Annotated in this window: 29 protein-coding genes; 16 read left to right on the top strand and 13 right to left on the bottom strand. The window is 71.3% G+C overall.

All coding sequences use genetic code 11. The features are described 5' to 3' along the window. Position 1: 1 nt before the first annotated feature. From ABUW04_RS00550 to ABUW04_RS00530, 5 genes are all read left to right on the top strand, one after another. On the top strand, positions 2 to 613 hold the full coding sequence (locus ABUW04_RS00550) for a TetR/AcrR family transcriptional regulator (protein ID WP_380561576.1): 612 nt from the start codon (positions 2 to 4) through the stop codon (positions 611 to 613). Beyond that, positions 610 to 1,458, top strand: coding sequence for an SDR family NAD(P)-dependent oxidoreductase (locus ABUW04_RS00545; RefSeq protein ID WP_380561574.1), 849 nt, complete (start codon positions 610 to 612; stop codon positions 1,456 to 1,458). The genes ABUW04_RS00550 and ABUW04_RS00545 overlap by 4 nt, the downstream gene beginning before the upstream one ends. Continuing rightward, positions 1,455 to 2,204 (top strand): SDR family NAD(P)-dependent oxidoreductase, encoded by a 750-nt coding sequence (locus ABUW04_RS00540; protein ID WP_030252611.1) that lies wholly within the window; start codon positions 1,455 to 1,457, stop codon positions 2,202 to 2,204. Before ABUW04_RS00545 ends, ABUW04_RS00540 begins: the two co-directional genes overlap by 4 nt. A 116-nt stretch (positions 2,205 to 2,320) precedes the next feature. After that, entirely contained in the window at positions 2,321 to 3,268 is a 948-nt protein-coding gene (locus ABUW04_RS00535) for a LysR family transcriptional regulator (protein ID WP_380561571.1), read from the top strand. 77 nt (positions 3,269 to 3,345) lie between these two features. Continuing rightward, complete coding sequence (locus ABUW04_RS00530) at positions 3,346 to 4,491, top strand: hypothetical protein (RefSeq protein WP_380561569.1); 1,146 nt, start codon at positions 3,346 to 3,348, stop codon at positions 4,489 to 4,491. Between the two features lie 114 nt (positions 4,492 to 4,605). Here the strand turns inward: ABUW04_RS00530 and ABUW04_RS00525 are convergent, their stop codons facing one another. The 4 genes from ABUW04_RS00525 to ABUW04_RS00510 form a co-directional block, all read right to left on the bottom strand. Further along, on the bottom strand, positions 4,606 to 5,445 hold the full coding sequence (locus tag ABUW04_RS00525) for a lytic transglycosylase domain-containing protein (RefSeq protein WP_380561567.1): 840 nt from the start codon (positions 5,443 to 5,445) through the stop codon (positions 4,606 to 4,608). Between the two features lie 436 nt (positions 5,446 to 5,881). Further along, complete coding sequence (locus ABUW04_RS00520) at positions 5,882 to 6,454, bottom strand: YbhB/YbcL family Raf kinase inhibitor-like protein (RefSeq protein ID WP_380561565.1); 573 nt, start codon at positions 6,452 to 6,454, stop codon at positions 5,882 to 5,884. Continuing rightward, positions 6,451 to 7,017, bottom strand: coding sequence for a cysteine hydrolase family protein (locus tag ABUW04_RS00515; RefSeq protein ID WP_380561563.1), 567 nt, complete (start codon positions 7,015 to 7,017; stop codon positions 6,451 to 6,453). Before ABUW04_RS00515 ends, ABUW04_RS00520 begins: the two co-directional genes overlap by 4 nt. A 28-nt stretch (positions 7,018 to 7,045) precedes the next feature. Next, entirely contained in the window at positions 7,046 to 7,495 is a 450-nt protein-coding gene (locus ABUW04_RS00510) for a MarR family winged helix-turn-helix transcriptional regulator (protein ID WP_380561561.1), read from the bottom strand. Between the two features lie 154 nt (positions 7,496 to 7,649). Here ABUW04_RS00510 and ABUW04_RS00505 point away from each other — a divergent pair, with 154 nt between their 5' ends. Next, positions 7,650 to 8,513, top strand: coding sequence for an SAM-dependent methyltransferase (locus ABUW04_RS00505; RefSeq protein WP_380561559.1), 864 nt, complete (start codon positions 7,650 to 7,652; stop codon positions 8,511 to 8,513). A 24-nt stretch (positions 8,514 to 8,537) separates the two neighbouring features. Here ABUW04_RS00505 and ABUW04_RS00500 read toward each other — a convergent pair whose 3' ends face one another. From ABUW04_RS00500 to ABUW04_RS00490, 3 genes are all read right to left on the bottom strand, one after another. After that, entirely contained in the window at positions 8,538 to 11,330 is a 2,793-nt protein-coding gene (locus tag ABUW04_RS00500) for an AAA family ATPase (protein WP_380561557.1), read from the bottom strand. Between the two features lie 175 nt (positions 11,331 to 11,505). Continuing rightward, positions 11,506 to 12,351, bottom strand: coding sequence for an alpha/beta fold hydrolase (locus ABUW04_RS00495; RefSeq protein WP_380561555.1), 846 nt, complete (start codon positions 12,349 to 12,351; stop codon positions 11,506 to 11,508). A gap of 108 nt (positions 12,352 to 12,459) precedes the next feature. Next, on the bottom strand, positions 12,460 to 12,762 hold the full coding sequence (locus ABUW04_RS00490; protein ID WP_030252593.1) for a tautomerase family protein: 303 nt from the start codon (positions 12,760 to 12,762) through the stop codon (positions 12,460 to 12,462). 231 nt (positions 12,763 to 12,993) lie between these two features. On the opposite strand from ABUW04_RS00490, the gene ABUW04_RS00485 reads away from it, so the two are divergent. The 4 genes from ABUW04_RS00485 (at position 12,994) to ABUW04_RS00470 (ending at position 15,667) form a co-directional block, all read left to right on the top strand. Beyond that, the gene (locus ABUW04_RS00485) at positions 12,994 to 13,410 is read left to right on the top strand and encodes a nuclear transport factor 2 family protein (RefSeq protein WP_037594824.1); all 417 of its coding nucleotides are present in this window, start codon (positions 12,994 to 12,996) and stop codon (positions 13,408 to 13,410) included. A 55-nt stretch (positions 13,411 to 13,465) separates the two neighbouring features. Next, entirely contained in the window at positions 13,466 to 13,756 is a 291-nt protein-coding gene (locus ABUW04_RS00480) for a YciI family protein (RefSeq protein WP_030252590.1), read from the top strand. 136 nt (positions 13,757 to 13,892) lie between these two features. Next, a complete protein-coding gene (locus ABUW04_RS00475; RefSeq protein ID WP_030252588.1) occupies positions 13,893 to 14,891 on the top strand; it encodes a zinc-dependent alcohol dehydrogenase family protein in 999 nt (332 codons plus the stop codon). Between the two features lie 32 nt (positions 14,892 to 14,923). Beyond that, positions 14,924 to 15,667: a VOC family protein gene (locus ABUW04_RS00470; RefSeq protein WP_380561553.1), complete on the top strand. Its 744-nt coding sequence runs from the start codon at positions 14,924 to 14,926 to the stop codon at positions 15,665 to 15,667. Between the two features lie 72 nt (positions 15,668 to 15,739). On the opposite strand, the gene ABUW04_RS00465 is transcribed toward ABUW04_RS00470, so the two are convergent. Beyond that, positions 15,740 to 16,168, bottom strand: coding sequence for a hypothetical protein (locus ABUW04_RS00465; protein ID WP_030252584.1), 429 nt, complete (start codon positions 16,166 to 16,168; stop codon positions 15,740 to 15,742). 254 nt (positions 16,169 to 16,422) lie between these two features. After that, positions 16,423 to 17,511 carry a DUF5937 family protein gene (locus ABUW04_RS00460; RefSeq protein WP_380561551.1) on the bottom strand — a complete coding sequence of 363 codons (1,089 nt, stop codon included), beginning with the start codon at positions 17,509 to 17,511 and terminating at the stop codon, positions 16,423 to 16,425. Between the two features lie 99 nt (positions 17,512 to 17,610). Here ABUW04_RS00460 and ABUW04_RS00455 point away from each other — a divergent pair, with 99 nt between their 5' ends. Beyond that, positions 17,611 to 19,053, top strand: coding sequence for an MFS transporter (locus ABUW04_RS00455; RefSeq protein ID WP_380561549.1), 1,443 nt, complete (start codon positions 17,611 to 17,613; stop codon positions 19,051 to 19,053). 26 nt (positions 19,054 to 19,079) lie between these two features. Here the strand turns inward: ABUW04_RS00455 and ABUW04_RS00450 are convergent, their stop codons facing one another. Together ABUW04_RS00450 and ABUW04_RS00445 are read right to left on the bottom strand one after the other, a co-directional pair. After that, positions 19,080 to 20,081, bottom strand: coding sequence for an NADP-dependent oxidoreductase (locus ABUW04_RS00450; protein ID WP_380561547.1), 1,002 nt, complete (start codon positions 20,079 to 20,081; stop codon positions 19,080 to 19,082). Position 20,082: 1 nt separating this feature from the next. After that, positions 20,083 to 21,603: an MFS transporter gene (locus tag ABUW04_RS00445; protein WP_380561545.1), complete on the bottom strand. Its 1,521-nt coding sequence runs from the start codon at positions 21,601 to 21,603 to the stop codon at positions 20,083 to 20,085. A gap of 168 nt (positions 21,604 to 21,771) precedes the next feature. On the opposite strand from ABUW04_RS00445, the gene ABUW04_RS00440 reads away from it, so the two are divergent. Continuing rightward, complete coding sequence (locus ABUW04_RS00440; RefSeq protein WP_380561542.1) at positions 21,772 to 22,353, top strand: TetR/AcrR family transcriptional regulator; 582 nt, start codon at positions 21,772 to 21,774, stop codon at positions 22,351 to 22,353. A gap of 27 nt (positions 22,354 to 22,380) precedes the next feature. On the opposite strand, the gene ABUW04_RS00435 is transcribed toward ABUW04_RS00440, so the two are convergent. Continuing rightward, the gene (locus ABUW04_RS00435) at positions 22,381 to 22,980 is read right to left on the bottom strand and encodes a TetR/AcrR family transcriptional regulator (protein ID WP_380561540.1); all 600 of its coding nucleotides are present in this window, start codon (positions 22,978 to 22,980) and stop codon (positions 22,381 to 22,383) included. Between the two features lie 102 nt (positions 22,981 to 23,082). Between ABUW04_RS00435 and ABUW04_RS00430 the strand changes: the two genes are divergently transcribed. The 4 genes from ABUW04_RS00430 to ABUW04_RS00415 all read left to right on the top strand — a co-directional run bounded on the left by ABUW04_RS00430 (position 23,083) and on the right by ABUW04_RS00415 (position 25,835). Then, positions 23,083 to 24,285 carry an epoxide hydrolase family protein gene (locus tag ABUW04_RS00430; protein ID WP_380561537.1) on the top strand — a complete coding sequence of 401 codons (1,203 nt, stop codon included), beginning with the start codon at positions 23,083 to 23,085 and terminating at the stop codon, positions 24,283 to 24,285. 56 nt (positions 24,286 to 24,341) lie between these two features. Then, positions 24,342 to 24,884, top strand: a complete 543-nt coding sequence (locus ABUW04_RS00425) for an SHOCT domain-containing protein (protein WP_380561535.1) — start codon at positions 24,342 to 24,344, stop codon at positions 24,882 to 24,884. 70 nt (positions 24,885 to 24,954) lie between these two features. Beyond that, positions 24,955 to 25,353: an ArsR/SmtB family transcription factor gene (locus ABUW04_RS00420; RefSeq protein ID WP_380561533.1), complete on the top strand. Its 399-nt coding sequence runs from the start codon at positions 24,955 to 24,957 to the stop codon at positions 25,351 to 25,353. After that, positions 25,350 to 25,835: an SRPBCC family protein gene (locus ABUW04_RS00415; RefSeq protein ID WP_380561531.1), complete on the top strand. Its 486-nt coding sequence runs from the start codon at positions 25,350 to 25,352 to the stop codon at positions 25,833 to 25,835. The genes ABUW04_RS00420 and ABUW04_RS00415 overlap by 4 nt, the downstream gene beginning before the upstream one ends. A 35-nt stretch (positions 25,836 to 25,870) precedes the next feature. Here the strand turns inward: ABUW04_RS00415 and ABUW04_RS00410 are convergent, their stop codons facing one another. Next, positions 25,871 to 26,281 carry a nuclear transport factor 2 family protein gene (locus ABUW04_RS00410; RefSeq protein WP_380561529.1) on the bottom strand — a complete coding sequence of 137 codons (411 nt, stop codon included), beginning with the start codon at positions 26,279 to 26,281 and terminating at the stop codon, positions 25,871 to 25,873. Between the last annotated feature and the right edge of the window lie 53 nt (positions 26,282 to 26,334).

Below are 26,334 nucleotides of genomic sequence, written 5' to 3'. Positions count from 1 at the left end.
CATGGCCAAACCGGCCGACCTGGAACTCGACGCTGACCAGATCGTCGCCGCGGCGATCTCGATCCTGGGCGAGGGCGGTCTCGACGCGGTCAGCATGCGCAGCGTCGCGGCACGCCTGGGCGTCTCGCCGGTCCCGCTCTACAGCCGCGTCGGCAACAAGGAGGCGCTGATCGAGGCGATCGCCGACCGCCTGCTCGCCGACCTGGCCCCGCCGGACAGCGCGGACCAGCCCTGGACGGCCTACGCACCGCGCTGGGCCGGTGAACTGCGCACCAGGCTGGGGCAGTTGCGCGACAGCCGACTGGTCGTCGCCGCGCGCCGGCAGGCGTACGTCGAGGCGTCCCGCCCGCTGCTGGAGACCATGCGCCGGGACGGCATGGCCACCGACGCCGCCGTGCGGGCCTGCCGGCTGATCATGTGGGCGACCGTGGGCTTCGTGGCCCTGGAGGCCGGCGCGCAGCCGCCCCCAGGCGGGCCCAGCCGAAGGGTGCGCTCGGGCGGCGACGCCCAGGGGGTGTCCGCGGCGGACGCGGACACCCTGTTCCAGCTGCACATCCGCTACCTGGTCGAGGGCATCGCCCGCGACGCGCACACCACCGGGGAGGACCAGTGAAGCAGGCGCTGGGACCGGGACGGGTGGCCGTGGTGACCGGTGCCGGGAGCGGTATCGGGCGGGCCCTGGCCGATGCCTTCGCCCGCGAGCGGATGGCCGTGGTCCTCGCCGACATCGACACCGCCCAGGTGGAGGCGGCGGCCCAGGAACTGCGGTCCGCCGGTGCGCAGGTGCTGGCCCGCACGGTCGACGTGGCCGACCCGGCCGACCTGGACCGGCTGGCCGCGGCGGCGGTCGAACGCTTCGGCCACGTCGACGTGGTGTGCAACAACGCGGGCGTCTCCACCTTCAACCTCATCCAGGACCAGCGCCTGGAGGACTGGCGCTGGGTGCTGGGCGTCAACCTGTGGGGTGTGGTGCACGGGCTGCACAGCTTCCTGCCGGTGCTGCGCGACCAGGCGACCCCCGCCCACATCGTCAACACGGCCTCGATCGCCGGGCTGCTCAGCGGGGTCCCGGTGATCGGCCCCTACGCGGCGAGCAAGGCGGCGGTGGTGTCGGTCTCCGAGACCCTGCGGGCCGAGCTGGCACTCGCCGGCCTGCCCATCGGCGTCAGTGTGCTGTGCCCGAGCAGCGTCGACACCCGGGTGATGGAGTCCGAACGCAACCGGCCGGCTGCCCTTGGCTCCGAACGGCGCAGCGAGGCCGCCGAGTCGATGCGGCTGATGATCCGCGGCACGCTCACCGGGCCCACCGGCCTGTCTCCGGCCGCGGTGGCCGAGCGCGTGCTGGCCGCCATCCGTGAGGACCGCTTCTGGGTCATCACCCATGCCCAGGAAGGGGCGTCGCTCAAGAACCGGTTCGCGGACATACTCGCCCACGTCCCGCCCGGAGACGGCGCATGAGCATTCCCACGTTGAGTGCCGAGGGCAAGGTCGTCCTGGTCACCGGGGGCAGCAAGGGCCTGGGCCGGGCCATGGCCCTGGGCTTCGCCGAGGCGGGCGCCGATGTCGTGGTCGCCAGCCGCAAGCTCGGCCCCTGCGAGGCGGTGGCCGACGAGGTCCGCTCGCTGGGCGGCAAGGCCCTGGCGGTCGCCTGCCACGTGGGTGACTGGCAGCAGTGCGAGGACCTGGTGGCGGCCGCCGTCGGCGCGTTCGGCCGCATCGACGTGCTGGTCAACAACGCCGGCATCGCCCCGGTCCCCGCGTCGATCGAGGCGGTCACCTCGGAACTGTTCGACAAGACCCTCGCGGTCAATCTCAAGGGCCCGCTGCGGCTCACCGCGCTGGCCGCCGCGCACATGCCCAGCGGCGGTGCGGTGATCAACATCAGCTCCAAGGCGTCCCTCCACCCGACGCCGTCCACCGTGGTCTACGCCGCGGCCAAGGCCGGTCTGAACGCGGTGACCCGGGCGACGGCGCAGGAGCTGGGCCCGCGCGGAATCCGGGTCAACGCGATCGTCTGCGGCACCTTCCACACCGACAGCCTGCACCGGTCCCTGCCCACCGAGGCACTGCAGGCCCGAATGGCCGACCGGATCAGCCTGGGCCGGATCGCCACGGCCGACGAGATCGTCGGGACGGCCCTGTTCCTGGCCGGCGACGCCTCGTCCTACCTCAACGGCGAGCTCATCGTGCTGGACGGAGGCTGAGCAGTGATACACAACCAATAGGTGATCATGAGCATCGAAGTCAGTGGAATGGCCAGGGGGAGTGCAACAGCAGGGGCATAAGCAACAACCCATGGTTGTTCCCTTAGGGTGTCGACATGGATCTCGACACCGTCCGGACCTTCGTGGCCGCGGCCGACGCGGGGCAGTTCCAGGAGGCCGCCGCCGAGCTGGCGGTGACCCAGCAGGCCGTCTCCAAGCGCATCGCCGCGCTGGAGCGCGAACTCGGCGTGCGGCTGTTCACCCGCACCGCACGCGGCTCCGGGCTCACCATCGACGGGCAGGCCTTCCTGCCCCACGCCCGCGAGCTGCTGCGCGTCGCCGAACGCGCGGTCGCCTCCGTGCACACCGGGCGCCGACCGCTGCGCGTGGACGTGATCGCCTCGCGCAGCGCGCAGTCGGGCCTGATGCGCGGCTTCCACCGGGCTTATCCCGAGATCGAACTCGACGTGGTGATGCTGTTCGACGTCGACACGGCCGTCGCCGCGATCCGGTCCGGTGCGATCGACGCGTCCTTCCGTGCCGTCGCCGCACCCGACCGGCCGCTCCCCGACGACATCGAGTCCGTGCGGGTGTTCGACGAGACGCTCCAGCTGCTCACCGGCCCCGCCCACGCGCTGGCCGGCGCCCGGTCGGTGACGATGGCTCAGCTGGTCGGGCACCGGATCTGGATGCCCGGCATCGTCCCCGGTACCGAGTGGGCCGCCTACTACGAGGACATGGTCGCCGAGTTCGGCCTCACCATCGAGGCGACCGGCCCCAACTTCGGCTCCGACGCGCTGCTGGACACCGTCGCCGACACCCCGGCCCTGGCCACCTTCATGGGCGAGCAGACCCGCCTGGTCTGGCCCGCCGACCACGGCCTGCGCCGCATCCCGGTGACCGACCCGACTCCGGTCTACCCGCACTCCCTGCTCTGGCACCGCGACAACCCGCACCCGGCGCTGTCCACCCTCCGGGCCCACCTGGCCGCCACCGTCGCCGCCCACGGCGCGGCCGGGACCTGGGTGCCGGACTGGGCGGTGCGCCGCGCCGTCGGTAGGTAGCAGTCGGTACGTAACAGGGGGAGCGCCCGGGCGCGTCATAGGGGTGCAGTGACGTGATCCAACGAGAGGCGTACTCAATGCACTTCAAGGAGAAGGCGACCACCGGGCTGGCGCTGGCCGCGCTGTGCGGTCTCGGGACGGCCGTTCCCGCGTCGGCCGCCCCCGGGGCCTCGTCCTGGACCGAGACGAACCTGGGCAGCGTCCAGGTGGCGAGCGCACAGGCGGCCGGCCCCGGGATCACCTGGGTCGCGGGCGCGCAGGTGACGACCGATCAGGCCACCGGCGCCACCAGGTTCGCGCCCGTGCTGTTCCAGCAGGACCGGGCCGAGGGGGAGACCTGGCAGCGGCTGCCGGTGTCCTTCGCGGGCTGGGACAGCCGGAGCAACGACCTCGACGTGACCTCCGACGGGTCCGCCTACCTGGTCGGCGACATGTCCGGCACGGACCCGGGGGTCCTGGTGGGCCGGTATGTCGCGGGGCGCTGGAACGTGTCGGCCGACACCGCCCTGCCCGCGGGAACCACCGACGCCAGCCTGTTGTCGGTCAGCGGCACCTCCGCCCACGAGGCCTGGGCCGTAGGCCAGGCGGACGACGCGACCGGGCAGGTTCCCCTGGTCCAGCACTGGAACGGACACGCCTGGCAACTGGTCCGGATCCCGATCGCGGGCTACGACCAGTGGCTCCTCACCCAGGTGAAGGAGGTGTCCCCGAACGACGTCTGGGTGGTGGGGAACGACAACGCCACCGGTCAGACCCTTGCGGCCCACTGGGACGGGACGGCCTGGAAGCGTATTCCGACCCCCGCGTTCCCCGACTCCTCGGTGCTCTTCGACATCGCCGCGCGCACCCCTTCGGACATCTGGGCGGTGGGCTGGTACCGCGACACCGACAAGCAGCGTCCGCTCGGGCTGGCCCTGCACTGGGACGGCCGCAGCTGGACCCAGCTGCCTCTACCGGCCGGGACCTTCGCGCTGAACAGCGTGGCCCTGCAGCCGGCCGGCGGCATCGCGGTGGTCGGTGGCAACGACGACGCCGCAGTCGGCCTGACCTGGGACCCGGCCGACGGGTGGAAGTCCCTGGACCTGCCCGAGAACAACCCCGACCAGCCCCTGGGCGCCTGGACGGTCCTCGCGCAGCCGGGCCGGCTGACCGTCACCGGCTGGCACTACCTCTCGTCGGACTTCGGCGACACCTTCGAGAGCGGCGTCATCCTGACCAGGTGACCGGCGTAGGCCCTGGCCTCGGCCCCGGCCTCTGCCCCGGACAGCACACGTCTGCCCACGACGGTGTCGTCGTGGGCAGACGTGGAGGAGCTGCTGCGGTGCGGTCGGCCGGGATCAGTAGCCGCTGCTGCCGTAGGCGATGTTCTCGAAGGCGCCGTAGGTGGCGTTCGCGTAGCGGACCGCGGCGACGATGTTGTCGACCGGGTTCATGATGTCCGTGTGACCGGACAGCGCGTAGCTGTTGAAGGTCGGCTGGATCATCTGCATCAGGCCCTTGGAGGGGGTGCCGGCGGCCGCGTTGGAGTCCCAGTCGTTGACAGCGTCGGGGTTGCCGCTGGACTCGGTCATCGCCCGGGCGCTGATGGCGTCGGCGGAGGGCACGTGGTCGCCGTCGGCGGCCAGGATGTCCCGCGCCTCGGCGATCCAGCCGTCCAGGTTGTCGGCGTAGGTCGGCGTGGCAGCGGCCTTCGCAGCCGCTGCGGCTGCCGCTGCGGCCGCCTGGGCCTTCGCCTGTGCGGCCGCCTCGGCCTGGGCCTTCGCCTTGGCCTGCGCGGCGGCTTCGGCCTGGGCCTTCGCCTTGGCAGCCGCCTGGGCCGCTGCCTTCGTCTTGGCAGCAGCCTGGGCCGCTGCCTTCGCCTTGGCGGCGGCCTCGGCCTGGGCCTTCGCCTTGGCGGCCGCGGCCTTGGAGGCGGCCGCCGAGGTCTGGAGCGCGGTGCGCTGCTCGGAGCGGTTCGCCGCGTCACTGGACGGGCGTGCGGCGGCCTGGCTGCTCGCAGCCTGTGCCGTGGTGTGGGCGGTGTCCGAGCTGCCGCCCGCGAAGGCGACGGCGGTACCGGTGGCCGTGCCGGTGACCAGCAGGGCGGCGACGGCGCCCGCGGCCAGCCGCTTGTTGGGTCGGACGGCGGCGACGCGCTGGTTGAGACGGCTGAGGGAAGGCCGGATGTGGTGACGCATGGAACTCCGATGTCGACGGGACTGCCCAGGGCCGAGGGCGCACCGGTCCGCGCGCTCGCCCAGGGGCGTCGCTCCGCAAGGGGTGGGCCGCTCGGCGGCTTCGGGACTGGCCCGACCGAGCAAGGGAGCCGTTCAGTGGCGGATGTTCCGGCGCTCAGCGCGCGGTTCGCCCGGCTCCCGGCAGGTCGTTCTGTTCGCCTGCCTCGTGCACCGTCACATGCTCTTCACGTGATGAGCAAGAAATCTCGACGGAAAGTGCGACACGCCACAACGCGGGGGTGACCTACGTCTCAACTGGCCTCAAAAACCCCACCCTGCGCCCCTGATGTCCGTTTTGAGGGATTTATGCAGGTGTTAGTGCAGGGCTCCGGAGCGGGGCAGAACGAAGCGCCGTGGTCCCGATCGGGACCACGGCGCTTCGGTAGTCGTGCTGCTGTCAGCGTTCGAAGACGCCGGTCAGTCGGGCGCGGCCCAGCACGGGCGGGGTGACGGCGGGCAGCAGGGTGCGCGGGCGGGCCCGGTCGGGAGGAGTGGTGGCGGAGCTGGCGTCCAGGGGGGTCTCCAGGGCGAACAGCTGGAAGACGTAGCGGTGCGGCCCGTGGCCCTTGATGGGGCCGGGGCCGTGGTAGCCGCGCCCGAGGGTGGACCGCAGCACCCGCACCCCCTGGCCCGGCTGCTTGCCGGCCAGGTCGCCGGGCTCCAGCTGCCCGACCGCCGGGTCGATCAGGGCGACGCAGTGCACGGCGGGCTTGCCCATGGGGACGTCGAGGTCCTCGACCACCAGCAGGAGCTGCGCGGTGCCCGTGGGCGGCGGGCTCCAGGCCAGGTGGGGGGAGCGGTCCTGGCCGCCGATGTGCTTGGCGCAGTGCTCCAGCTGCATGGTGCCGCCGTCGCCGAAGTGCCGGCTGGTGAGCGTCAGCGTCTCGGGGCCGTGGAGGTTGGGCAGGTTCCAGGCCATGTGGGTCTCGCCCGCCCTGCGGTTGTTCAGGAGTCGTCCCAGCAGGCTCATCGGGTGGCCCCGACGGTGGCGAGGACCTCGGCGGTGGTGGCGGTCTCGCCGAGCTTGGGGAAGACGCGCTCGACGCTGTGGCGGTGCGAGTCGGCGTCGGGATCGGCCATGGCGTCGGTGGCCAGGATGACGTGGTAGCCGTGGTCGGCGGCGGAGCGCGCGGTCGACTCCACGCCCGAGCTGGTCGAGATCCCGGCGAGCACGATCTGGGTGACGCCCAGGTCCCGCAGCAGGGTGTCGAGCCCGGTGTCGTGGAAGGCGCTGCGCCGCCGCTTGGTGATCAGGTGGTCGGTCGGCTGCACGTCGAGCTCGTCGACCAGGTCGGCCCAGTCGGAGGGCATCTCGGCGAGGTTGCGCGGGCTTCCGGCCTCGGTGCGTCCCGGCGCGCGTCCGGTCACGTTGACCAGCACCACGGGCAGGTCGTGCCGGCGGAACCCGGCGGCCAGCTGCGCCGCCTGCCCGACGGTGGCGGTGAACGCATCACCGCTGCCGGGGGAGAGGAAGCCCTTCTGCAGGTCGATCACGACGAGCGCGGACATGGGGTCGATCGTTGTCAGTGCCATGGTTGCCTCTGCTGCGGGTGACGGATCGTCATAGGGGTTGGACGTTCTGGGCCAGACGCTCCAACAGTGCTGCTGCCGACCGGAGTTGCTCCAGTTCGGACGGCGTGAACGCGCCGCTGGTCAGGGCCCGGGCGATCAGTTCGGTCCGGGCGTTGCGCTTGTCCTTCAGTGCCCGTCGTCCGGCATCGGTCACCGTCAGCACCGCGCGCCTGCCGTCCTCCGGGTCCGGTCGGCGTTCGACCAGGCCGCGGGCGCGGAGCGCACTGAGTGTCGCCCCCATGGCCTGGGCCGTGATCTGCACCTCCCGGGCCAGCGCCGAGGAGGTGGTGGGGCCCGAGCGGTCCAGGCAGGACAGGGCGGTCCGTTCGGGCATGGTGAGCCCGCCGCCGGTGGGCACTTGGCGCACCCGTCGCACCAGAACGCTGACGCTCGCCAGCAGCGTCGCGGCAACCGTGCCGGGGTCCAGATCGTCGTCCATGTACTAAGTCTATCTTATAAACCTGCCTTACGGTCTACTCCGGCGCCACCGCGCGGGTTCCGGTTCGAATACTTCCGTGGAGTGCCCGCTCGCGGATTCGATTCGGACCTACTCTTGATCCGATCAAGTGATGGACGTCGAGGGAGAGTTGTCGATGAGCAGGGACGTGTTCTCGGGTGCGGCACTGGGGTCCGCTTCTTCGCCGGAACCCTGGGTGCCTCCCGTCATCGACACGGGCGTGGCCCATCCGGCGCGGATGTACGACTACTACCTGGGTGGGAAGGACAACTTCCCGGCCGACCGGGAGGCCGCGGAACGGATCCTGGCAGTGGGTCCGCAGACCCGGGTGTTCGCCCAGGCGAACCGGGCGTTCCTGGGGCGGGCGGTGCGGTTCCTCGCCGAACAGGGCATCGACCAGTTCCTGGACATCGGCACCGGGATCCCGGCCGCGGGCAACACCCACGAGGTCGCCCAGAACGTCAATCCGGCAGCCCGCGTCGCCTATGTCGACAACGACCCGATCGTGCTGGCCCACGCACGCGCCCTGATGGCCGGTCACGGACTGGGCGCCACCACGGTCGTCCAGGCCGACCTGCGCGACCCGGCCGCCATCCTGGCCGACCCCGCGGTGCGGGCCGCGATCGACTTCGACCGGCCGGTGGCCCTGATGCTGGTGGCAGTCCTGCACTTCGTCACCGAGGCCGAGGAACCCGACGCCGTCACCGCGCTGCTGCGCGACGCGCTCCCCTCCGGCAGCTACCTGGTGCTCTCCCACGCCACCGGCGACTTCGTCCCCCCGGCGCAGGCCACCGACGCCCGTACCATCACCGAGGTCTACAAGCAGCGGGCCACCTCACCGCTGACGCTGCGTACCGGCGACCGGATCCGCGAGTTCTTCGGAGACTTCGCGCTGCTCGACCCGGGGCTGGTCCAGGTCCCGTACTGGCGTCCGGAGCAGGAGGTCCCCGCCGAGATGGCCCAGGTGGTGTTCTATGGCGGAGTGGCCCGCAAGGCCTGAACCGACCGCAGACCCGACGGGGCGTCAGGGCTGCGGCGGCGGCCGGTCCTCGGTTCGGGCGGTGAGCGCGTCGCGCAGGCCGGCGCGGGCGGTGACGCCGAGTTTGGGGAAGACGTTGTAGAGGTGCCCGCTGACCGTGCGGGCGGACAGGTGCAGCCGTTCGCCGATGGCCTTGTTGGTCAGCCCCGAGGCCGCGAGCGTGGCGATCTGCAGCTCCTGCGGAGTGAGCTGGACGTCTGCCGAGTCGGCCTGCCGCCGGGACACGCCGGTGGCTGCCAGTTCGTTCCTGGCGCGCTCGGCCCACGGTGCGGCCCGCAGCCGATCGAAGACCGTCAGCGCGGCGTTGATGCGTACCCGCGACTCGACGGTGGCCCGCTCCCTGCGCAGGTGCTCGCCAAAGGCCAGCAGGACCCGCCCGCGTTCGAACGGCCACAGGTGCTCGGGCGCCGCTGCGAGCGCCCGCTCGAAGTGGGCGCTCGCCACGTCCCCTTCCGAGACCAGGCCCTGCGCGGCGGCCACGAGCATCGTCCAGCGCGAGGAGATCCTGGTGATACCCATCCGCAGCATCGCCTCGACGAATCCCTGTGCCTGGTCCGTCCGGCCCGTGCGGACGGCTGCCTCGACGAGGTCGTAGGCGACGAACAGCTGCAGCTGCCGGGCGGTGCCGGGTTCCAGTCCGTGTGGGCTGATCCTGGTCGCCTCGGTGTAGGCCGTCTCGAAGTCGCCGCGGCCGATCGCGGCGAGGGTCCGCACCCGGTACACGTGCTGCGGCACGATGAAGGCCTGGCGTGGGATCGCCCAGGCCAGCATCGCCTCCAGAGGTTCCTCCGCCTCGTCCTGCTGCCCGAGCGCGGCTGCCGCGAGGGCTTTGCTGTAGTGCAGGAACCAGACGAAGTTGACGTATCCGTAGGACTGGGCGCGTTCCAGCCCCTCCTCGGCGAAGCGCTGGGTGTCGTCCCATCGCCCGGCCAGGTAGCTCTCGGCGCACAGCAGCATCAGCGCGTTGGTGACGGAGGCGACGGCCCCGGTGCGGGCGGCGTCCTGCCACACCCGCAGCAGTGGTTCGCGCAGGTCGGACAGGCGGTCGACATCGTTGGCGACGTACCCCACCCGGATGATCTGGCCGGGGTCGAGCTCGGTGGCCAGCGTCGCGATCTCCTGGTCCAGGGCGTTCAGTGCCTCGGGGGAGACGAGGGCCGGATTGGAGACGACCTCGGAGCGCACGAGCAGGCCCTCCGGCAGCAGGTCGCGGTATCTGTCGACCAGTTCGAGGTAGGGGTCCCACATCTCTCTGCGCCCGTTGAGCGAGGCGATCACAGAGAGCACCCAGATCGCGGCGTTGATCTCCTCCGCGGTCGGATCGGCCTCGGGGGCCCGCAGGGCGGTGGTGAGCACCCGGAAGGCCGAGACCACGTCCGCGTCGGAGTACAGCATGAGCGAGGCCGCAGCCGAGGCGGTGGCCAGCGAGCCGAGGTCGGTGTCCAGGCGGCGCGCGTCGTTGAGCAGTTGCGAGGCCGTGTGGAGGTCCCCCATCACCTCGGCCGCGAAGTACGCGGCCCCGGCCAGGCGCTGTGAGCGGTGATCGGGATCCGGACTCAGATGGGCCGACCGGGTCATCGCCGCCACCGCCGCGGAGGGGTCCCCGCGCTTGAGTGCCCGGATCGACTCGTGCTGCAGCAGGGTGGCCACCTCCTCGTCCGGGCCGAGGGACGCATCGGCGAGGTGCCAGGCGCGGCGTCCCGGATCGGAGCGATGGCAGCCGGCGAGTGCCTGGTGGGCCCTGCGTTGCTGCTCCGGCCGGGCCAGTTCGACGACGGCGGAGCGCACCAGCGGATGACGGAAGACCACCGTGTGACGGTTGTCGACGACGACGATGCGCTCACGTTCGGCGATGTCGAGGTGGGTGGCGGCATCGGGTCCCACCACGCTCTCCTCGGACAGCGCCTGGCCCGAGCCGTCCAGGGCGAGCAGCAGCAGCAGGTCCCGGGTCTCCTGCGCCAGTGCCGTGATCCGGGCGGTGAACATCCGGGTGAGCCGCTCGGTCAGCGGCAGCACCGTCGGCAGCGTGTCCGCGGTGGGGTAGCGGGCCGAGGTCAGCGTCGCCGGCAGTTCGACCAGAGCGAGCGGGTTCCCCTGGGCCTCGGAGACGATGCGCCGGCGCACGTGCTCGGCCAGGTCCGGGTAGTTCGCCAGCAGCAGGGCTTCGGACTGCGCGGGGTCCAGGGCATGGATGGTGAGGCTGTTGACGTCGCCGCGGTTGCGCAGCGGCTCCCCGGTGGTGCGGACTGTTGTGAGCACGCGCACCCGGGTTCCGGCGACCCGGCGGGCCACGAAGGACAGCACGTCCGCGCTGGCGTCGTCCAGCCACTGGGCGTCGTCGACGATGGCGACCAGCGGCTGTTCCCGTGCGGCGAGCAGGAGCAGGGACAGGGTCGCGGTCGAGACGAGGATGCGCGAGGGGGTCGCGCCGTCGCCGAAGCCCAGGGCCACTCGCAGGGCGCTCGCCTGGCCCGGGTCGAGTTCCGCGAACAGGGGTGCCAGCGGCAGCAGCAGCTGGTTGAGGCCGGCGAACGCCATCCTGGCCTCGAACTGGGCACCGGCGGCCCGCAGCGTCCTCATCCCCCTGGCGCGGGCGAGACCGGCGGCGGCGTCGAGCAGGGCGGACTTTCCCACGCCGGGGTCACCGAACAAGGTCAGCGAGCCGTCGAGTCGAGCGGTGTCGTCGATCACTGCCGTGATCAGGTCCAGTTCGTCGGACCGGCCGGTCAGATCGGCGCCGGCCTCCCGGGCCTTGCGGCCCGGGCGCTCTGTGTTCATGGGAGGTGCTTCTCTCCAGCGGCATAGAGGGTGCGGTCACCTCAAGGAGTGTGGAATTGAACTGCGGTCCCAGGCTTCGTGAGGTTCTCGACTCTATTCGACGCCGCAGTGCACTGCCCGGTAACCGCTGCGGCCCCGGGGCCGCAGCGACTCCATGATAAGAACTCCAGTTCGATTATCGGGCAGGTCCGCTGGCGAGGAAGTCCACCAGGGCGGCGTTGACCTGGTCCGCATGGGTCCACAGCAGTCCGTGCGGGGCGTCGTCGATCTCGATGTACTGCGCGTCAGGCACCGCCTTGGTGAACTGCCGCCCGGTGGCGTCGATCGGCAGGATCCGGTCGGCGGTTCCCTGCAGGATCAGCGCCGGCACGTCGATCCTGGCGATGTCGGCGCGCATGTCGGTGTGCCAGCTGGGCACCACGGCCGAGGACGCGTACGGGGACATGCGCGTGGCGGTGACCCAACTGCCGCGCACCGCCTCCGGGCTGATGAGTGTGCCCAGGTTCTCGTCGAGGTTGTAGAAGTCGTTGAAGAAGTTGGTGAACCAGGCGTACCGGTCCTTCTGCGCGGCCGCGATGATCCCGTCGAACACGCCGGCCGGAAGGCCGGTGGGGTTGTCGGGGGTCTGCAGCAGGAACGGTTCGATCGGCGCCAGGAACGCGACCTTGCGCAGGTTCGCGGTGCCGTGGGCGCCGATGTAGCGGCCGATCTCGCCGGTGCCCATCGAGAAGCCGACCAGGGCGACGTCCTTGAGCCGCAGTACGTCGAGCAGCACGTCCAGGTCGTCGGCGAAGGTGTCGAAGTCGTAGCCGGAGGTGGGCTGGCTGGACTGGCCGAAGCCCCTGCGGTCGTAGGTGATCACGCGATGCCCGGCCTCAAGGAGGGCGGGGATCTGCAGCTCCCAGGACCTGCCGTCCAGCGGATAGCCGTGGATCAGCACGACGGGCGAGCCCTGGCCGTGGTCCTCGTAGTACAGGTCGACGTCGGTGGTGTTTTCCCTGGCGACGGTGATGTAGGGCATGGCTGTGCCTCCTGAGTGGCGGGGATCGGATGTGGTGACGCTGTGGTGCGGGGAGCGGCGGCGCCGATTCGGCGTCGGCACCGCCGGCGAGGACCGGGCAGGGTGGAGTCACTTCTCCAGGTAGGGAGCGGCCTTGGCGAGCTCGGGGCGGGTGACGGGGTGGCCGTCGATGGTCTGGTAGGTGGCGGCGGAGCGGCCGAGGGTGTCCAGGAGGGTGGCGGGGCCGGCGAAGGGCTTGCCGCCGATGTGCCAGCCGTCGGTATGCAGCTCCTCGATGAGGACCCAGACGATCTCGCGGAAGGCCTCGGAACCCTCGAACTTGACCATGACCTCGGTCAGGGCTGCGGCCATGTCGTGCTTCTCCTGGGTGCTGAACACTCCGTCGACCAGCTTGACGTTGACGAACGGCATGGGGTGCTCCTTGGATCGGGATGCGATGTCCCGCCGAGCGGCGGGGACAACTGAATCCTCATCCCGGGGGCCCGCACGCCGCACCAGTCATCCGACCTGACCTTTGCGGACCCTCTGCGGCACCGGCGTCGAAGCCGGGTCGGATGACTCATGCCCGGTCCGGGGGCGGCGGCGACCATGGACAGGGACGGCGCAGCCGCCGAACCCCTCACCGATGAAACGAGGAACACCATGTCCGAAGAGTCCAACAGGCAGTTGGTCGCGGACGCGTTCGAAGCCTGGGCCGCCGGCACCGGGGGAGTGTTCGACCTCCTGGCCGAGGACGCCGACTGGACCATCGTCGGCAACAGCGTCGCCTCCGGTACCTACCCCACGCGCGAGGTGTTCCTCGACACCGTCATCCGTCCGTTCAACGCCCGGATGAGCACCCCGCTGGTGCCCTCCGTGCGCGCGCTGTACGCCGACGGGGACACTGTGGTCGCGCTGTTCGACGCGAGCGCCACGGTGCGGGACGGCTCGCGCTACGACAATACCTACGCGTGGTTCCTGACCATGCGTGAGCACCGGATCGTCAGTGCCGTCGCGTTCTTCGACAGCGTTGAGTTCAACGATCTCTGGGCCCGGGTCCAGCCCGCCCGACCCGCCTGATCCGCCTCGCCCGTCCGTCCCTGACCGCTCCGTCCGAAGATTGGCAGTGCACACCATGTTCGTCGTCATCCTTGACTACACCGCGCCGCTCGAAGAGATCGACCGCCACCTGGAGGCCCACAACGCCTGGCTGGAGCAGAACTACGCGGCCGGGCACTTCGTCGCCTCGGGCCGCCAGGACCCCAGGACCGGCGGCCTCATCCTGGCCCGGGCCGCCGACCGCGAGGAACTGGGCCGGATCCTGGCCCTGGACCCGTTCGGCATCGGCAAGGTGGCCACGCACACGGTCATCGACTGGCGACCCTCGCGTGCCAGCGCCGAGGCCCAGTGGCTGCTGCAGCCCTGATCCGACCCGACCGGGATCTCGCCGACACGCGCCCGGACCGTACCGCCCCGACCCCACCCGATAGGGACGATGTGGTGGTCAGCCGTTGCTTCAGGACGGCGGCCACCACCCCCGGACCCACCGAAAGACAGTGACCATGCGCGCAGCCGTGCTCAAACAGTTCGCCACCCCGCTGGAACTTGCCGACATCCCTCGACCGGCGCCCGGCCCGGGCGAGGTCCTGGTCAGGATCGCCGCCAGCGGTGTGAACCCCCTGGACACCAAGATCCGTGCCGGTCTGGCCGCGCACGCACGTGCCGTCCTGCCCGCGGTGCTGGGCCTGGACCTGGCCGGCACCGTCGTCGAGGTCGGGCCGCAGGTGGCCGGCTTCGCCGTCGGCGACGAGGTGTACGGGCTCAGCGGCGGCGTCGGGGGCCTGCAGGGATCACTGGCCGAGTATGCCGCCGCCGACGCCCGGCTGCTCGCCCACAAGCCCGCCTCACTGACCATGCGTCAGGCCGCGGCGCTGCCGCTGTCGGTGGTCACCGCATGGGAGGGCCTGGTGGACCGGGCCCGGGTCGGTGCCGGCCAGAAGGTCCTGGTGCACGGCGGTGCCGGCGGCATCGGCCACGTCGCGGTCCAGATCGCCCGTGCCCGCGGCGCCGAGGTCTTCGCCACCGCCTCGGCCGCCGACGCCGAGACCGTCCGGCAGCTCGGCGCCACCGCGATCGACTACGCCGGCACCGAGGTGCAGGAGTACGTCGCCGCCCACACCGGCGGCGAAGGCTTCGACATCGTCTTCGACACCGTCGGGGGCACCGTCCTGGACAACTCCTTCGCCGCGGTACGCACCTACACCGGCCATGTGCTGAGCGCCCTGGGCTGGGGCAGCCACAGCCTGGCCCCGCTCTCCTTCCGCGGCGCCACCTACTCCGGGGTCTTCACGCTGCTGCCGATGCTCACCGGAAACGGCCGCGACCACCACGGCGAGATCCTGCGCGAGGCGGCCGCCCTGGCCGACGCGGGCCTGCTCAAGCCGCTGCTCGACCCCCGCCGCTACGACCTGGACACGGTCGCCCAGGCCCACGCGGCCGTCGAGGACGGCTCGGCCCACGCCAAGATCGTCGTCGACATCGGCTCAGCGGCTGGTAGTTGATCACTGCTCAGCCAGTGCATAGGGTCGCGGGTATGGCACTGCGACCCGTTCAGGTGAACATCAAGGCTCTTGATGACGCGGCGGTCGGCCGGTTCTGGGCCGAGGCCCTCGGCTGGGGCGTCTCCAGCGAGGGGCCCGGCGTGACGAACGTCGAACCACTCGGCGGGTTCGTCTGGCCGGATCCGGTCGCGCTCTGCGTCGACGTCGTGGCCGTCCCGGAACCCAAGACCTCGACCAAGAACCGGGTGCACCTGGACCTCGCCACCAGCTCCGCGGCGCACCACGCCGAACTGGTCGCGCGCCTCAGGGATCTCGGTGCTACGCCCGCCCAGGTGGGCCAGGGCGTGGTGCCGTGGACGGTGCTCGCCGACCCGGAGGGCAACGAGTTCTGCGTACTGGAGCCCCGGGACGTCTACCGGGACACCGGACCGATCGCCGCGGTGGTGGTCGACTGCGTGGATTCGCGGGCGATGGCCCGGTTCTGGGGCCAGGCGACGGACTGGACTCTGCACGGGGTGACGGACGACGAGGCGGTGTTCCGCTCCGCCAAGGGTGTCGGCCCCTATCTGGAGTTCCTGCGCGTCCCCGGCGGGAAGGCCGTGCCGGACCGGGTCCACCTCGACCTGCTTCCCTATCCCGGTGACGACCAGGAGGCGGAGGCGGCCCGGCTGCGGGTCCTGGGTGCCGTCGACATCGACCTCGGCCAGGGCGACGTGCGGTGGAAGTGCCTGGCCGACCCGGACGGCCACGAGTTCTGCGTCCTCGCCCCGTCCTGAACCCGGCCCGGAAGGAGTCCGCGCTCCGGCAGGCCGCCGCCTGCCGGAGCTGGAGCAGCGCGTCGGACCAGGTCAGTCCTCGATGGTGATGCTCTGGCCCGCACCGCTGCTGGAGGTCACACCCATGACGGTGCCGGCCAGCACGTCGGTGCACAGGACGATGGGGCTGCCGGTGTACTTGACGTACCCGGCGGTGCACGCGCCCCAGTTGCCGTTGCCGTAGTAGAGCCAGCCCTCGTAGCTGACGCCCGACTTGCCCTTCCACACGTTCAGGTCGTGGCAGGTGGTGCTGGACGTGCTCGGCTTGGTGAAGGTCGAGCCACCGGAGAACTCCGGGAGACCGTGCGCGTTGGTGCCCGTCGTGCCCGTGGTGCCGGTCGGGAACTGACAGCCGACCGCAGCCGACGTCGCAGCCTGGGCCGGGACCGCGGCGACCGCCGTCGCGCCCCCGATCAGTGCGAGGGCCGCCACGCCGGTCACGAGTCGCTGGGGCTTCCTCATGTGCATCTCCTCCTGGGACAAGGGGTGTTCCGGGTGCCGGGCCCGATCCTGATTCGGCCCGGAGCACGCCGATCCTGTTCGGGACGGCGCCCCGGAGCAAGAGCCGCCGCCCGGATGACGGATTCCCGGGACGACACCGCCACGACCTGCGGGGACGCGCAACCAGGTGCCGACACGGCGGGACGCCGCTGGAACCGGTGAGGTGCCTGCGGCACCCGGTGTCTGAGATCGGCTCGGGTGGCTGAGGACGGTGTTCAGCGGAGGAGGGCCTGGATCAGGTCGGTGCCCAGGCGTGCGTTGGCGGGCAGGTCGAGTTCGTAGCTGACGTAGCGGCCGGTCCGGGTGGAGGTGATGACGCCCGCCTTCTTCAGGATGGCGAGGTGGCGCGAGACCTCGGGCGGGGTGAGCAGCCAGACGTCGGCGAGCTGGGCGGTGGTCTGCGGTCCGCGGGCGATGCTGCGCAGCAGGCGCAGCCGGACCGGGTGGTCCAGGGCGTGCAGCCGGTCCTGGACGGTCGCCACGGACAGGGAGGGTTCGCTGGGGGTGGTGAGCATCGGGTAGTTGATCACCGGTTGCCGGCCGGGCGCGTGGACCACGAGCAGGTGCGGGTGGGAGAAGGCGCTGGGCATGAACGTCAGCCCGGTCCCGGCGGAGCTGGTGGTGCGGTCCTGCAGTTTGTCGACGACGATGTGTCCGCCGGACGCCGACAGTGTGACCGCGGGGGAGATCGCAGCGAGGGTGCGCTGCAGTCCGTGCCTGGCCAGCAGGTCGCGCTTGTGACGGGCGTCGACGCCCAGCCGCCCGGCCACCGTGCGCCACGCGGTGTTGAAGAACCCGGTCGCGCAGTCCTCGAGCAGGCGCCGCAGCCAGCTCCTGGCGGTCTGCGGATCGGTGAGGACGTAGTCGACGAAGTCGAGCTGTCTGCTCCCGCGGGCGGCCGCCCGTTCGCGGGCGATACGGCGGGCGGTGTCGTCGGTGAGCGGTGATCCGAGGTCCTCGCGCAGCGGCACGACACCGCAGCTGCTGGTCATCAGAGCGGTGTGCACCCAGGTCTCGTCGTCCAGTTCGTCGAGGACGTCGAGTTCCTCGACCAGGGTCTGCTTGGGCCGGGCGGGCAGCAGCATGTCCGATCGCGAGGTGCGCCACAGGTAGTCGGCGGTGATGACGCGGTCCATCAGGTCCGGGTCGATCTGGGTGGTGGACGCGGTGATCCAGCCGGCCTGTTGGGCGTGGTGGGCCGGCTCCACGAGCAGGTGCAGGGCCGACCCCAGCTCGGCCAAGGGCGAGGGCGCGAACAGGTACCCGTCCGCGGCCAGGTCGGACACATCGATGCTGACGCTCATGACGCCATCCTCGTACCTGCCCGGGACCACGGCCGCGTGGATTGACGACCATCGTCAATCCACGCGGGGGAAACGGGGCCCCGCACCGATCGTGGCTGCATGCCCACCACTGCCGGTACAGCCACCGTTCCACCGCCACCACCACCGACCAGACTCACCACCCCCCAGCTGCTGCGCGGCCTGGGCGGGGGCCGCTACGCCTGCGCGGCGCTGGTCTCCTCCCTGGGCGGCGGGTTGATCCGACCGTTCCTGCTCCTGTACGCGGTCACGATCAGCGGCATCAGTGCGGGCCGAGCAGGCCTGGCCCTGTCGGTGGGCTTCCTGGTCGGCATCGCCCTGGTGCCGCTCGCCGGCCGCTGGGTCGACCGCGGAGCCCGCCGGGCGCTGATGGCCACCACCTTGACCTTTCGTGCGTCGGGGCTGATCGCGCTGCTGCTCGTCCCCGGGGCGGACGGATTCCTGTGGTGCTGCCTGCTCCAGGGGATCGGCAACCAGGCCGCGCCGATCGGGCAGGCCGCGATCATCGGGGACCTGTCGGTCGGCTACGAGCGCGACGCGGTGCTGGCCGCACTGCGCTCGCTCGGCAACGCCGGCACGGGTGCGGGCGCCCTGCTGGCCACCGTCGCGGTGAGCTCCGGCGGGGTCGGCATGCGCTGGCTGGCCGTCGGCACCGCGGCCGGATACCTGATCTCGGCGGCCCTGGTCTCGACCGTCCGGATCACCGGCACGGCCGGTAGCGCCGGCACCGCCGCAGCGACCCGTTCACCATCCCTGACGACCCGTGTCGGGGACCTCGACCGGCCCGTACTCCGTCGGCTGACGCTGATGAACCTGGCCAACCTGCCCTTCGCGTTCTGCTTCGACATCCTCGAAGTCGCCCTGCCGGTGGTGCTGGTCACCCGGATGCACGCGGCGCCCGCGTGGTCCTCCGGCGTCTTCGTCGGCAACACCGCCATGGTGATCCTCGCCCAGCTCCCGGTGGTGCTGTGGTCGTCGCGGCGGCCGCGACGCCATGTCTTCGCCCTGGCCGGATGGGTACTGGCGGCCTCCTACCTGGGATTCCTCCTCGCCGGCAGCGGGCACGGCAACGCGGGTGCGGGGGCCGTCGCGCTGGTCTGCGTCCCCTACACCCTGGGTGAGATCCTCTACACCGGTGTCGGCACCGCGCTGGTCATCGACGCCGCCCCGCCCCATCTGCGCGGACGCGTCATCGCGCGCTGGCAGCTGTCGCTGGGCCTCGGCCGGGCGCTGGCCCCGCTGACCATCACCGCCGCGCTCGGCGTGTCGGCGGTCGCGCTGTGGTTGCCGCTGGCTGCGGCGACGGTGCTGGGCGCGAGCCTGATCGTCCTCCACGCCCCCACCGACACGGGCCGACCGACGCACCCCGGCCCTGACCCCACCCGGCGCGAGCGCCGCAACCGCGCGGCCCTCGAACGCGCCGAGCTCGCCCATGCACTGCACCGGGACGGCTACCGCCGGCCGGACCGGATCGCGCATCCGGCCCTGCGCGGTCCCTGGTGCGGCTCCCGGCCATGGAGATAGCCCCGCGGGCCGCCGCCCGGCCCCACTCACATCCGGACCACGACCTTGCCCTTGGCGTGGCCCTGTTCGAGGTGGGCGAAGGCATCGGCGATCCGCTCGAACGGGAAGACCCGGTCGGTCACCGTCCGCAGCTCCCCTTGGTCGACCAGGCCGGCCAGCAGGTCGAGGTCGGCCCCGCTGGGATGCATGAAGAGGAACCGGTAGCCGACTCCACTCCGCCCGGCCCGGTGGCGGATCCTGGCGCCGGCTGCCCACAGTGCGGCCGCCACCAGCGGGCCCGCGTCGAAGTCCGCACGGGCGTTGGCGGGTTGGGGGAGTCCGGCGACGGAGACGGTGCGGGCTCCGCGCTTGAGGATGGCGAAGCTGTCCGACAGGTCCCGCCCGCCGGTCAGGTCGAGCGCGCCGTCGTAGTCGCTCAGCACGTCCCTGAACCTCTGCTGCCGGTAGTCGATGACCGTCGTGGCGCCGAGGGACCGCACCAGTTCCTGGCCGCGCGGTGACGCGGTGGTGGCCACCTGCGCCCCCATCCGGACGGCCAGTTGGATGGCGAGGGTGCCCACGCCCCCGGCTCCGCCGGAGATGAACACCCGGTCGCCCTCGGTGACGGCCAGCTCGTCGCGCAGCGCCTGCAGCGCGGTCAACCCGGCCAGCGGCAGGCCGGCCGCGTCGGCGAAGTCCAGCGACTGCGGCATCGTCCCCACCAGGGTCTCGTGGACGACGGCATAGGGGGCGAAGGCGCCGAGCTTCTTCTTGTCCACCCGGGCGAACACCCGGTCGCCGACCGCGAACCGGGTGACGCCGGTGCCGACCGCCGCGACCACCCCGGACAGCTCACTGCCCGCGACCTGGGGCAGGTCGAGGCGGTGCACCAACCGCATCGCGCCCTGGCGCACCTTGTAGTCGATCGGGTTCAGTCCCGCGGCGTGTACCCGGATGAGCACCTCGCCCCGGCCCGCCGTCGGTTCGGGGACGTCGCGCATCTCCATCGCGCTCGCGTCCCCGTACCGGGTCATCACAAACGCCCGCATGTCAGCTGCCCTCCTTCGCAAGGTCCGTCGCAGGTTCCGTGACCGGCGCGGCGACGGTGACGGGGTCCGGGCCGGTCGTGCCGCGGCGGTACAGCAGGAGGCTGAGGAGCAGTCCGAGCGCGAAGAAGCCGGCGGACCACCAGTAGGTCGTGGCGTAGCCGTGCAGGGCGGCCTGAGCGAACGTCAGGGGGTCGCGGGGGTTGCGGCCGACGAGGTAGTGGGCGGCCGTGGTGGTGGCCAGGGTGTTGAGCAGCGCGGTGCCGATCGAGCCGCCGACCTGCTGCATGGTGTTGACGGCCGCGGACGCGACTCCGGCGTCCTGCGCCGCGACCCCGTACGTCGCCAGGCTCATCGCGGGCGGGGTGGCCAGCCCGATGCCCACCCCGGAGACGAGCAGCGCCGGCATGATGTGCCCGGCATAGCTGCTGTGCAGTCCCAGGGAGGTCATCCAGACCAGGCCGGCTGCGGCGAGGCCCATGCCCAGCGGCACCACCGGCTTCGGGCCGAGGCGCGGCACCAGCACGGTCGTGGACAGCACGGACATGATCACCATGACGCCGACCATGGGCAGGAACGCCAGGCCGGTCCTGACCGGCGTGTAGCCGAGGGTCTGCTGCAGGTAGTAGGTCAGGAACAGGAACACGCCGAACATGCCCGCGCCCAGGACGAGTACGGCCAGGTAGGACGCTCCGCGGTTGCGGTCCAGCAGCACGCGCAGCGGCAGCAGCGGGTGCGTAGCCCTGGCCTGCCACCAGGCGAACGCGGCCAGGAGCACGGCGCCGGCGACCAGGAATCCCCAGGTGTCGGCGGAGCCCCAGGAGTGCGACTCGGCGTTGGCCAGGCCGTAGACGATGCCGAACAGGCCGGCGGAGACCAGCGCGGTGCCGGGCACGTCCAGGGTGGCGTCCCGGTTCCGGCCGGAGCGCTTGAGCAGCAGCGCACCGCCGACGAAGGCGAGCAGGGCGAAGGCCAGGTTGACGTACATGGTCCAGCGCCAGCTCAGGTGCTCGGTCAGCAGTCCGCCGAGCAGCAGCCCGATCGCGCCGCCCGCGCCGGCGACGGCACCGAACACGCCGAAGGCGGTGGCCCGGTCCTTTCCGTCGGTGAAGGTCGTGGTCAGGATGGATCGGGCGGCCGGGGCGAGCAGTGCGCCGAAGACGCCCTGCAGGGCGCGGGCGACGACCAGGCTCTCGAAGCTGCCTGCGGCGCCGCCGAGGGCGGAGGCTCCGGCGAAGCCGACCAGCCCCACCAGGAAGGTGACCTTGGTGCCGAACATGTCGGAGATGCGGCCGCCGAGCAGCAGCAGGCTGCCGAACGCGAGGGCGTAGGCGGTGACCACCCACTGCCGGTCTCCGTTGGAGAAGCCCAGGTCGCTCTGGGCCGACGGCAGCGCGATGTTCACGATGGTGGTGTCCAGGACCACCATCAGCTGGGCCGTCGCCACGACGGCGAGGACCCACCAGCGGAGCGATGACCGGTCGCGGATTCCTGGTCGGGTGGCGGCTTCTACTGCGGTCTGCATGGACAAGGGCCTGTTCCAGGGTGCTCGCGAGATGAGGGGTGCATGTGGCGACCCCAGATGTAAACGCTGTACACATTAGGCACGCGAAGTGTGCAGTGTCAACATTGGCGGGCGGTGGTGCCCCTGGCGGTGCCTACACTGGCAGCACCTGGAGGAAGGGTGGATCAGGTGGCAACGGCCCGCGACGCGTACCACCACGGCGATCTGCGCGCCGCCCTGCTGAACGCCGCGCTCGAACTGCTGGAGGAGGGCGACGAGGCGGCGCTGTCGCTGCGAGCCGTCGCCCGCAGGGCCGGGGTCTCGCCCAACGCCCCCTATCGGCACTACCCCGACAAGGACGACCTCCTGGCCGCGCTCGCCACGCACGGCTTCCAGGACCTGCGCCGCACCCTGCTGGCGGCGGAGGCCACCGCCGCCCCCGGGGAGGAACTGGTCACGCTGGCGCAGGCCTACGTCCGCTACGCGCTGGACCATCAGGCGCTCTTTGGGCTGATGTTCGCCCGCCCCTGCGACATCCGGCACCCCGAGACCCGCACGGCCGCCGATGAGACCTACGCCGTGTTGTCCGCGCGCGTGGCCGCGGTGAACACGCGCCCGGCCGACCAGCAGGCGGCGTTCATGGCCGGCTCATGGGCCCTGGTCCACGGGCTGGCCTCGCTGGTCCTCTACGGCAAGCTCGCCCGGGACGGCAAGCCCGAGGAGCTGTCCGCCCTGGTGAGAAGCGTCGTCGACGCGATGTGCGGCCCCTGATCCTCGGCACCGCTCAAGAGCTGCGGCTCAGGGCTGGTCGCTGACGAGAGCGACCGCTCGCGCCTCGGGAACTCCCAGCATCAGCAGGCTCGTGATCGTCGCAGCTCGGGCTCCCGGGGTCCTGTTCGACAGGTCGCTGTCCGCGATGGCGAACACGACGCCGTAGGCGACCTGGCTCAGAACGCCCGCCGGCAGGTGCTGCGCGAACACACCGCCGTCCTGGCCCCGTTCCACCAGGTCGGCAAGGAGCTCGTCGAGCGGCCCGAGCAGGCCGTGGATCGCCTCGCCGTACTCGCCACGGCGCAGCGCCAGCAGCACCCGGTAGCGGTGCGCCACCGGCCAGACCCGGGCGATGAACCGGACCCACGTCGCGTCCGCTGCCGCGTCGGAGGCGTTGACCTCGGTGAGCACGGCGGTCATCTCGGTGACGGCCCGTTCCGTGAGGGTCCGGATCAGGTCGAGGCGCGAGGGGAAATGGCCGTAGACCGTACGACGGACGACGCCGGCGGCGGAGGCGATGTCGCCCATGCCGGCCTCGGGGTTCTCTCCCAGCACGTCGAGAGCGACGTCGAGGATGCGATCGCGCGTCTCGTTCATCGAGCGCAGACGGGAGGACTCGGTAGGCACGGCGCCATTGTTGCACAGCACTGTGCAGTGTAGTAGATTGCACAGCAGTGTGCAATGAAAATCCGCGCTGTGCCTCGCAGCACAGGAGGAGAGAAGAAGGCCATGACCGCACCCACGCCGCCGCCGACACTGCCGGCCTCGACCCTCGTCCGTCCGTTCACCGTCTCGATCCCGGATGCGGAGATCGACGACCTGAAGCAGCGACTGGCGAGGACGCGCTGGCCGGATCCGGAAACGGTGGACGACTGGTCGCAAGGCGTTCGCCTGGAGAACGCCAGATCCCTGGTCGACCGCTGGGAGCACGGCTACGACTGGCGGCGCTTCGAGTCCGAGCTCAACCGCTTCCCCCAGTTCCTGACCGAGATCGACGGGCTGGACATCCACTTCATCCACGTCAGGTCCAGGAATCCCGACGCGATGCCGCTGATCCTCACGCACGGGTGGCCCGGCTCGATCGTCGAGTTCCTGAAGCTGATCGGCCCGCTGACCGATCCGGTGGCGTTCGGAGGGGATGCCGCCGATGCGTTCGACGTCGTCATCCCCTCGCTCCCCGGGTTCGGGTTCTCCCAGAAGCCCACGCAGACCGGGTGGGACGTAGCGCGCATCGCAAGCGCCTGGACGGAGCTGATGAAGCGTCTCGGCTACACGAGGTGGGCCGCGCAGGGCGGTGACTGGGGTGCCGTCGTCACCACCGCCCTTGGGGCGATGCGACCTGAGGGGCTGCTCGGAATCCACCTGAACACCCAGTACGCCTTTCCCGCGCAGATCCCCGACACCGACACCCTGTCGCCCGAACAGCGCTACGCCGTGGAGACCCTCGCCCGCTACACCGGCGAACTCGGCGGGTCGAACCACCTCCAGGGCACCAGGCCGGAGACCGTCGGATTCGCCCTGGCGGACTCTCCCGCCGGCCAGGCGGCGTGGATCTACGAGAAGTTCCAGTCCAAGACCGACAACCACGGGCTCGCCGAGGACGCCCTCGACACGGACGACATGCTCGACGCGATATCCCTGTACTGGTTCACCAACAGCGCTGCGTCGTCCGGCCGCATCTACTGGGAGAACAGGTCGGCCACCCTCGCCGGCCCCAAGGTGTCGCTCCCGGTCGCCGTGACCGTCTTCCCGAAGGACATCCCACGCCTGCCGCGCAGCTGGATCGAGGACACCTACAGCAATCTGATCCACTACGGCGAGGCCGACAAGGGCGGCCACTTCGCGGCCCTGGAGCAGCCCGAGATCCTGGTCGACGAAATCCGCACCGGCCTGCGTGCCCTTCGTGGCGGCGGAGGCGTCCCTGCGGCGTGACCCGTATCCGGTGCGAGGCGAGCAATCGGACGTGGGAACACCGTAGGTTGGGGAGCATGGACTGGAGTGACCTGGTGACGGACATTGCCGCGGACGCGCTCGGCGACAGCGCGTCCAAGCGGCTGCCGAAGGCGGCACAGGCGGCGCGGGCGGCGCAGGCCGATGCGCTGCCCGGCGAGCAGCCGGTCGCCTTGACCGCCTGCCGTGGCAAGGACGACTGGGCCAAGGGCGCACTGCTGGTGACCACGCACCGGTTGCTCTACCTCAAGGAAGGGCGGCCCGGAGTGCCGGTGCCGCTGATCGGGATCACCCATGTCGAGCTCAAGTCGACCCGGCTGAGCGGCATGGTGCTCAAAGTGGTCGCCCTGAGCGGGGCGCACCGCTGGGAAGGCATGGAGGAGGCGGAGGAGTTCACCGAGAAGCTGCGCAGCGCGATCAGGGCGGCCGTGTCAGCCGCAGCTCCCACCGAACCGGCGCCACCCGCAGGGGAGGGCGGCGAACTGCTCGACCAACTGGAGCGGCTTGCCGCCCTGCACGACTCGGGCGCGCTCGACGACGCCGAGTTCGCGGCCGTGAAGAAGCGCCTGCTCCAGCTCTGACGTTCCAGCCGTGCAGCGACCACGGCCACGTACCGATTGACGTATGTCCATATTGGCATACGATGGAGCCATGGCGAGAGCTGCGACCACGACGGACGCGTTCAACGCCGTCGCCGAACCCCGGCGGCGGGACATCCTCGACGCCCTGGCGCGGGGCGAACGGTCCGTCAATGACCTGGTCGAGCAGCTCGGCGTGGCGCAGCCGGTGGTCTCCAAGCACCTGCGGGTCCTGCGCGAGGTCGGGCTGGTCCAGGTCCGGGACGAGGGCCGGCAGCGGATATACCGGCTCGAGCCGGCGCCGCTGCGCCAGGTCTTCGAATGGGTCAAGGACTACGAGCGGCTCTGGACCGAGCGCTTCGAGCGCCTGGACGCGGTGCTCGAGGACCTGAAGGCAGAGCAGGCGCAGGCCGACCGCCAGGGATCGCGGCCGGCGACATCGGAAACGACGGACGAGGAGCGGACATCATGACTGCGGCGAACCAGCGGCGGGCGACCGTCACCACCCCCACCGACACCCAGATCCTGATCACGCGCGAATTCGACGCGCCCCGGCACCTGGTGTACCAGGCCTTCACCACCCCGGAGCTGCTGCGCCGCTGGTGGCACGCGAACCGCTCGGAGGTGACCGACGTCGAGATGGACGTACGCGTCGGCGGCAGCTGGCGCTGGGCGGCGAAGGCGTTCAACGGCTACGAGTTCGCCTTCTACGGCGCGTACCTGGAGGTCGTCCCGGACGAGCGCCTGGTCACCACGGAGACCTTCTCCGGCGTCCCCGACGCCAAGGCCGTGAACACCACGACGTTCACCGAGAAGGACGGCCGGACCTACCTGGAGATGCTGGTCGAGCACCAGAGCCGGGCGAACCGGGACGCGCACCTGAACTCCGGCATGGAGGACGGCATGCAGGACGCGCTGACGCTGCTGGAGGAACTGGTGCGCGAGCAGATCTGAGCCCGGGCCGCCCGACCCGGACGGCTCCTCGGGGTTCAGCCCGCGGAGGGCGGCCCGTCGAGGTCGGGCACCGCGCTGGCGTGGGCAGCCAGGACGCGCCAGGCGTCATCGGCGTACACCCAGGTGCGGGTGTACTGGAGGCGCGCGGCGAACGGCTGTCCGCCCGCGGTGCCCTGCAACCCGGCCAGGACGAGGGTGATCCCGGTCGAGCCGACCACGGTCACCTGCAGGTCCTGCTGGTCGAAGACCGCGACGGCCAGGGCGCCCGACCTGTGCGCCTCCAGGTCGTCCGCCTTGGTGAGGACGCGGCCGTCGGGCCCGGTGTAGCGGACGCGGTCGTCCAGGAGCTGGTCCAGTGCCTCGCTGTCCCCTGCTCGAACGGCGGCCTGCAGCTTCTGCTCGGCCTCGTGCAGGGCGGCTACGAGAGCTGCCTGGTCCGTCCCCATCCCGGTCCTCCTCGTCGTGTTCCCCCGCGATGCTTTCCTCCCTTGCGGGATCC

Origin of the sequence: Streptacidiphilus jeojiensis, assembly GCF_042510965.1 — a bacterium.
In the GTDB taxonomy this organism is placed as follows: Bacteria; Actinomycetota; Actinomycetes; order Streptomycetales; family Streptomycetaceae; genus Streptacidiphilus; species Streptacidiphilus jeojiensis.
This window is presented reverse-complemented; position numbering and strand designations above follow the sequence as displayed.

What these genes read in the sequence shown, in the direction of transcription:
- ABUW04_RS00550 (WP_380561576.1), top strand. Translation starts at nt 2, where the DNA reads ATGGCCAAACCGGCCGACCTGGAACTCGACGCTGACCAGATCGTCGCC.
- ABUW04_RS00540 (WP_030252611.1), top strand. Translation starts at nt 1,455, where the DNA reads ATGAGCATTCCCACGTTGAGTGCCGAGGGCAAGGTCGTCCTGGTCACC.
- ABUW04_RS00535 (WP_380561571.1), top strand. Translation starts at nt 2,321, where the DNA reads ATGGATCTCGACACCGTCCGGACCTTCGTGGCCGCGGCCGACGCGGGG.
- ABUW04_RS00530 (WP_380561569.1), top strand. Translation starts at nt 3,346, where the DNA reads ATGCACTTCAAGGAGAAGGCGACCACCGGGCTGGCGCTGGCCGCGCTG.
- ABUW04_RS00525 (WP_380561567.1), bottom strand. Translation starts at nt 5,445, where the DNA reads ATGCGTCACCACATCCGGCCTTCCCTCAGCCGTCTCAACCAGCGCGTC.
- ABUW04_RS00520 (WP_380561565.1), bottom strand. Translation starts at nt 6,454, where the DNA reads ATGAGCCTGCTGGGACGACTCCTGAACAACCGCAGGGCGGGCGAGACC.
- ABUW04_RS00515 (WP_380561563.1), bottom strand. Translation starts at nt 7,017, where the DNA reads ATGGCACTGACAACGATCGACCCCATGTCCGCGCTCGTCGTGATCGAC.
- ABUW04_RS00510 (WP_380561561.1), bottom strand. Translation starts at nt 7,495, where the DNA reads ATGGACGACGATCTGGACCCCGGCACGGTTGCCGCGACGCTGCTGGCG.
- ABUW04_RS00505 (WP_380561559.1), top strand. Translation starts at nt 7,650, where the DNA reads ATGAGCAGGGACGTGTTCTCGGGTGCGGCACTGGGGTCCGCTTCTTCG.
- ABUW04_RS00500 (WP_380561557.1), bottom strand. Translation starts at nt 11,330, where the DNA reads ATGAACACAGAGCGCCCGGGCCGCAAGGCCCGGGAGGCCGGCGCCGAT.
- ABUW04_RS00495 (WP_380561555.1), bottom strand. Translation starts at nt 12,351, where the DNA reads ATGCCCTACATCACCGTCGCCAGGGAAAACACCACCGACGTCGACCTG.
- ABUW04_RS00490 (WP_030252593.1), bottom strand. Translation starts at nt 12,762, where the DNA reads ATGCCGTTCGTCAACGTCAAGCTGGTCGACGGAGTGTTCAGCACCCAG.
- ABUW04_RS00485 (WP_037594824.1), top strand. Translation starts at nt 12,994, where the DNA reads ATGTCCGAAGAGTCCAACAGGCAGTTGGTCGCGGACGCGTTCGAAGCC.
- ABUW04_RS00480 (WP_030252590.1), top strand. Translation starts at nt 13,466, where the DNA reads ATGTTCGTCGTCATCCTTGACTACACCGCGCCGCTCGAAGAGATCGAC.
- ABUW04_RS00475 (WP_030252588.1), top strand. Translation starts at nt 13,893, where the DNA reads ATGCGCGCAGCCGTGCTCAAACAGTTCGCCACCCCGCTGGAACTTGCC.
- ABUW04_RS00470 (WP_380561553.1), top strand. Translation starts at nt 14,924, where the DNA reads ATGGCACTGCGACCCGTTCAGGTGAACATCAAGGCTCTTGATGACGCG.
- ABUW04_RS00465 (WP_030252584.1), bottom strand. Translation starts at nt 16,168, where the DNA reads ATGAGGAAGCCCCAGCGACTCGTGACCGGCGTGGCGGCCCTCGCACTG.
- ABUW04_RS00460 (WP_380561551.1), bottom strand. Translation starts at nt 17,511, where the DNA reads ATGAGCGTCAGCATCGATGTGTCCGACCTGGCCGCGGACGGGTACCTG.
- ABUW04_RS00455 (WP_380561549.1), top strand. Translation starts at nt 17,611, where the DNA reads ATGCCCACCACTGCCGGTACAGCCACCGTTCCACCGCCACCACCACCG.
- ABUW04_RS00450 (WP_380561547.1), bottom strand. Translation starts at nt 20,081, where the DNA reads ATGCGGGCGTTTGTGATGACCCGGTACGGGGACGCGAGCGCGATGGAG.
- ABUW04_RS00445 (WP_380561545.1), bottom strand. Translation starts at nt 21,603, where the DNA reads ATGCAGACCGCAGTAGAAGCCGCCACCCGACCAGGAATCCGCGACCGG.
- ABUW04_RS00430 (WP_380561537.1), top strand. Translation starts at nt 23,083, where the DNA reads ATGACCGCACCCACGCCGCCGCCGACACTGCCGGCCTCGACCCTCGTC.
- ABUW04_RS00425 (WP_380561535.1), top strand. Translation starts at nt 24,342, where the DNA reads ATGGACTGGAGTGACCTGGTGACGGACATTGCCGCGGACGCGCTCGGC.
- ABUW04_RS00420 (WP_380561533.1), top strand. Translation starts at nt 24,955, where the DNA reads ATGGCGAGAGCTGCGACCACGACGGACGCGTTCAACGCCGTCGCCGAA.
- ABUW04_RS00415 (WP_380561531.1), top strand. Translation starts at nt 25,350, where the DNA reads ATGACTGCGGCGAACCAGCGGCGGGCGACCGTCACCACCCCCACCGAC.
- ABUW04_RS00410 (WP_380561529.1), bottom strand. Translation starts at nt 26,281, where the DNA reads ATGGGGACGGACCAGGCAGCTCTCGTAGCCGCCCTGCACGAGGCCGAG.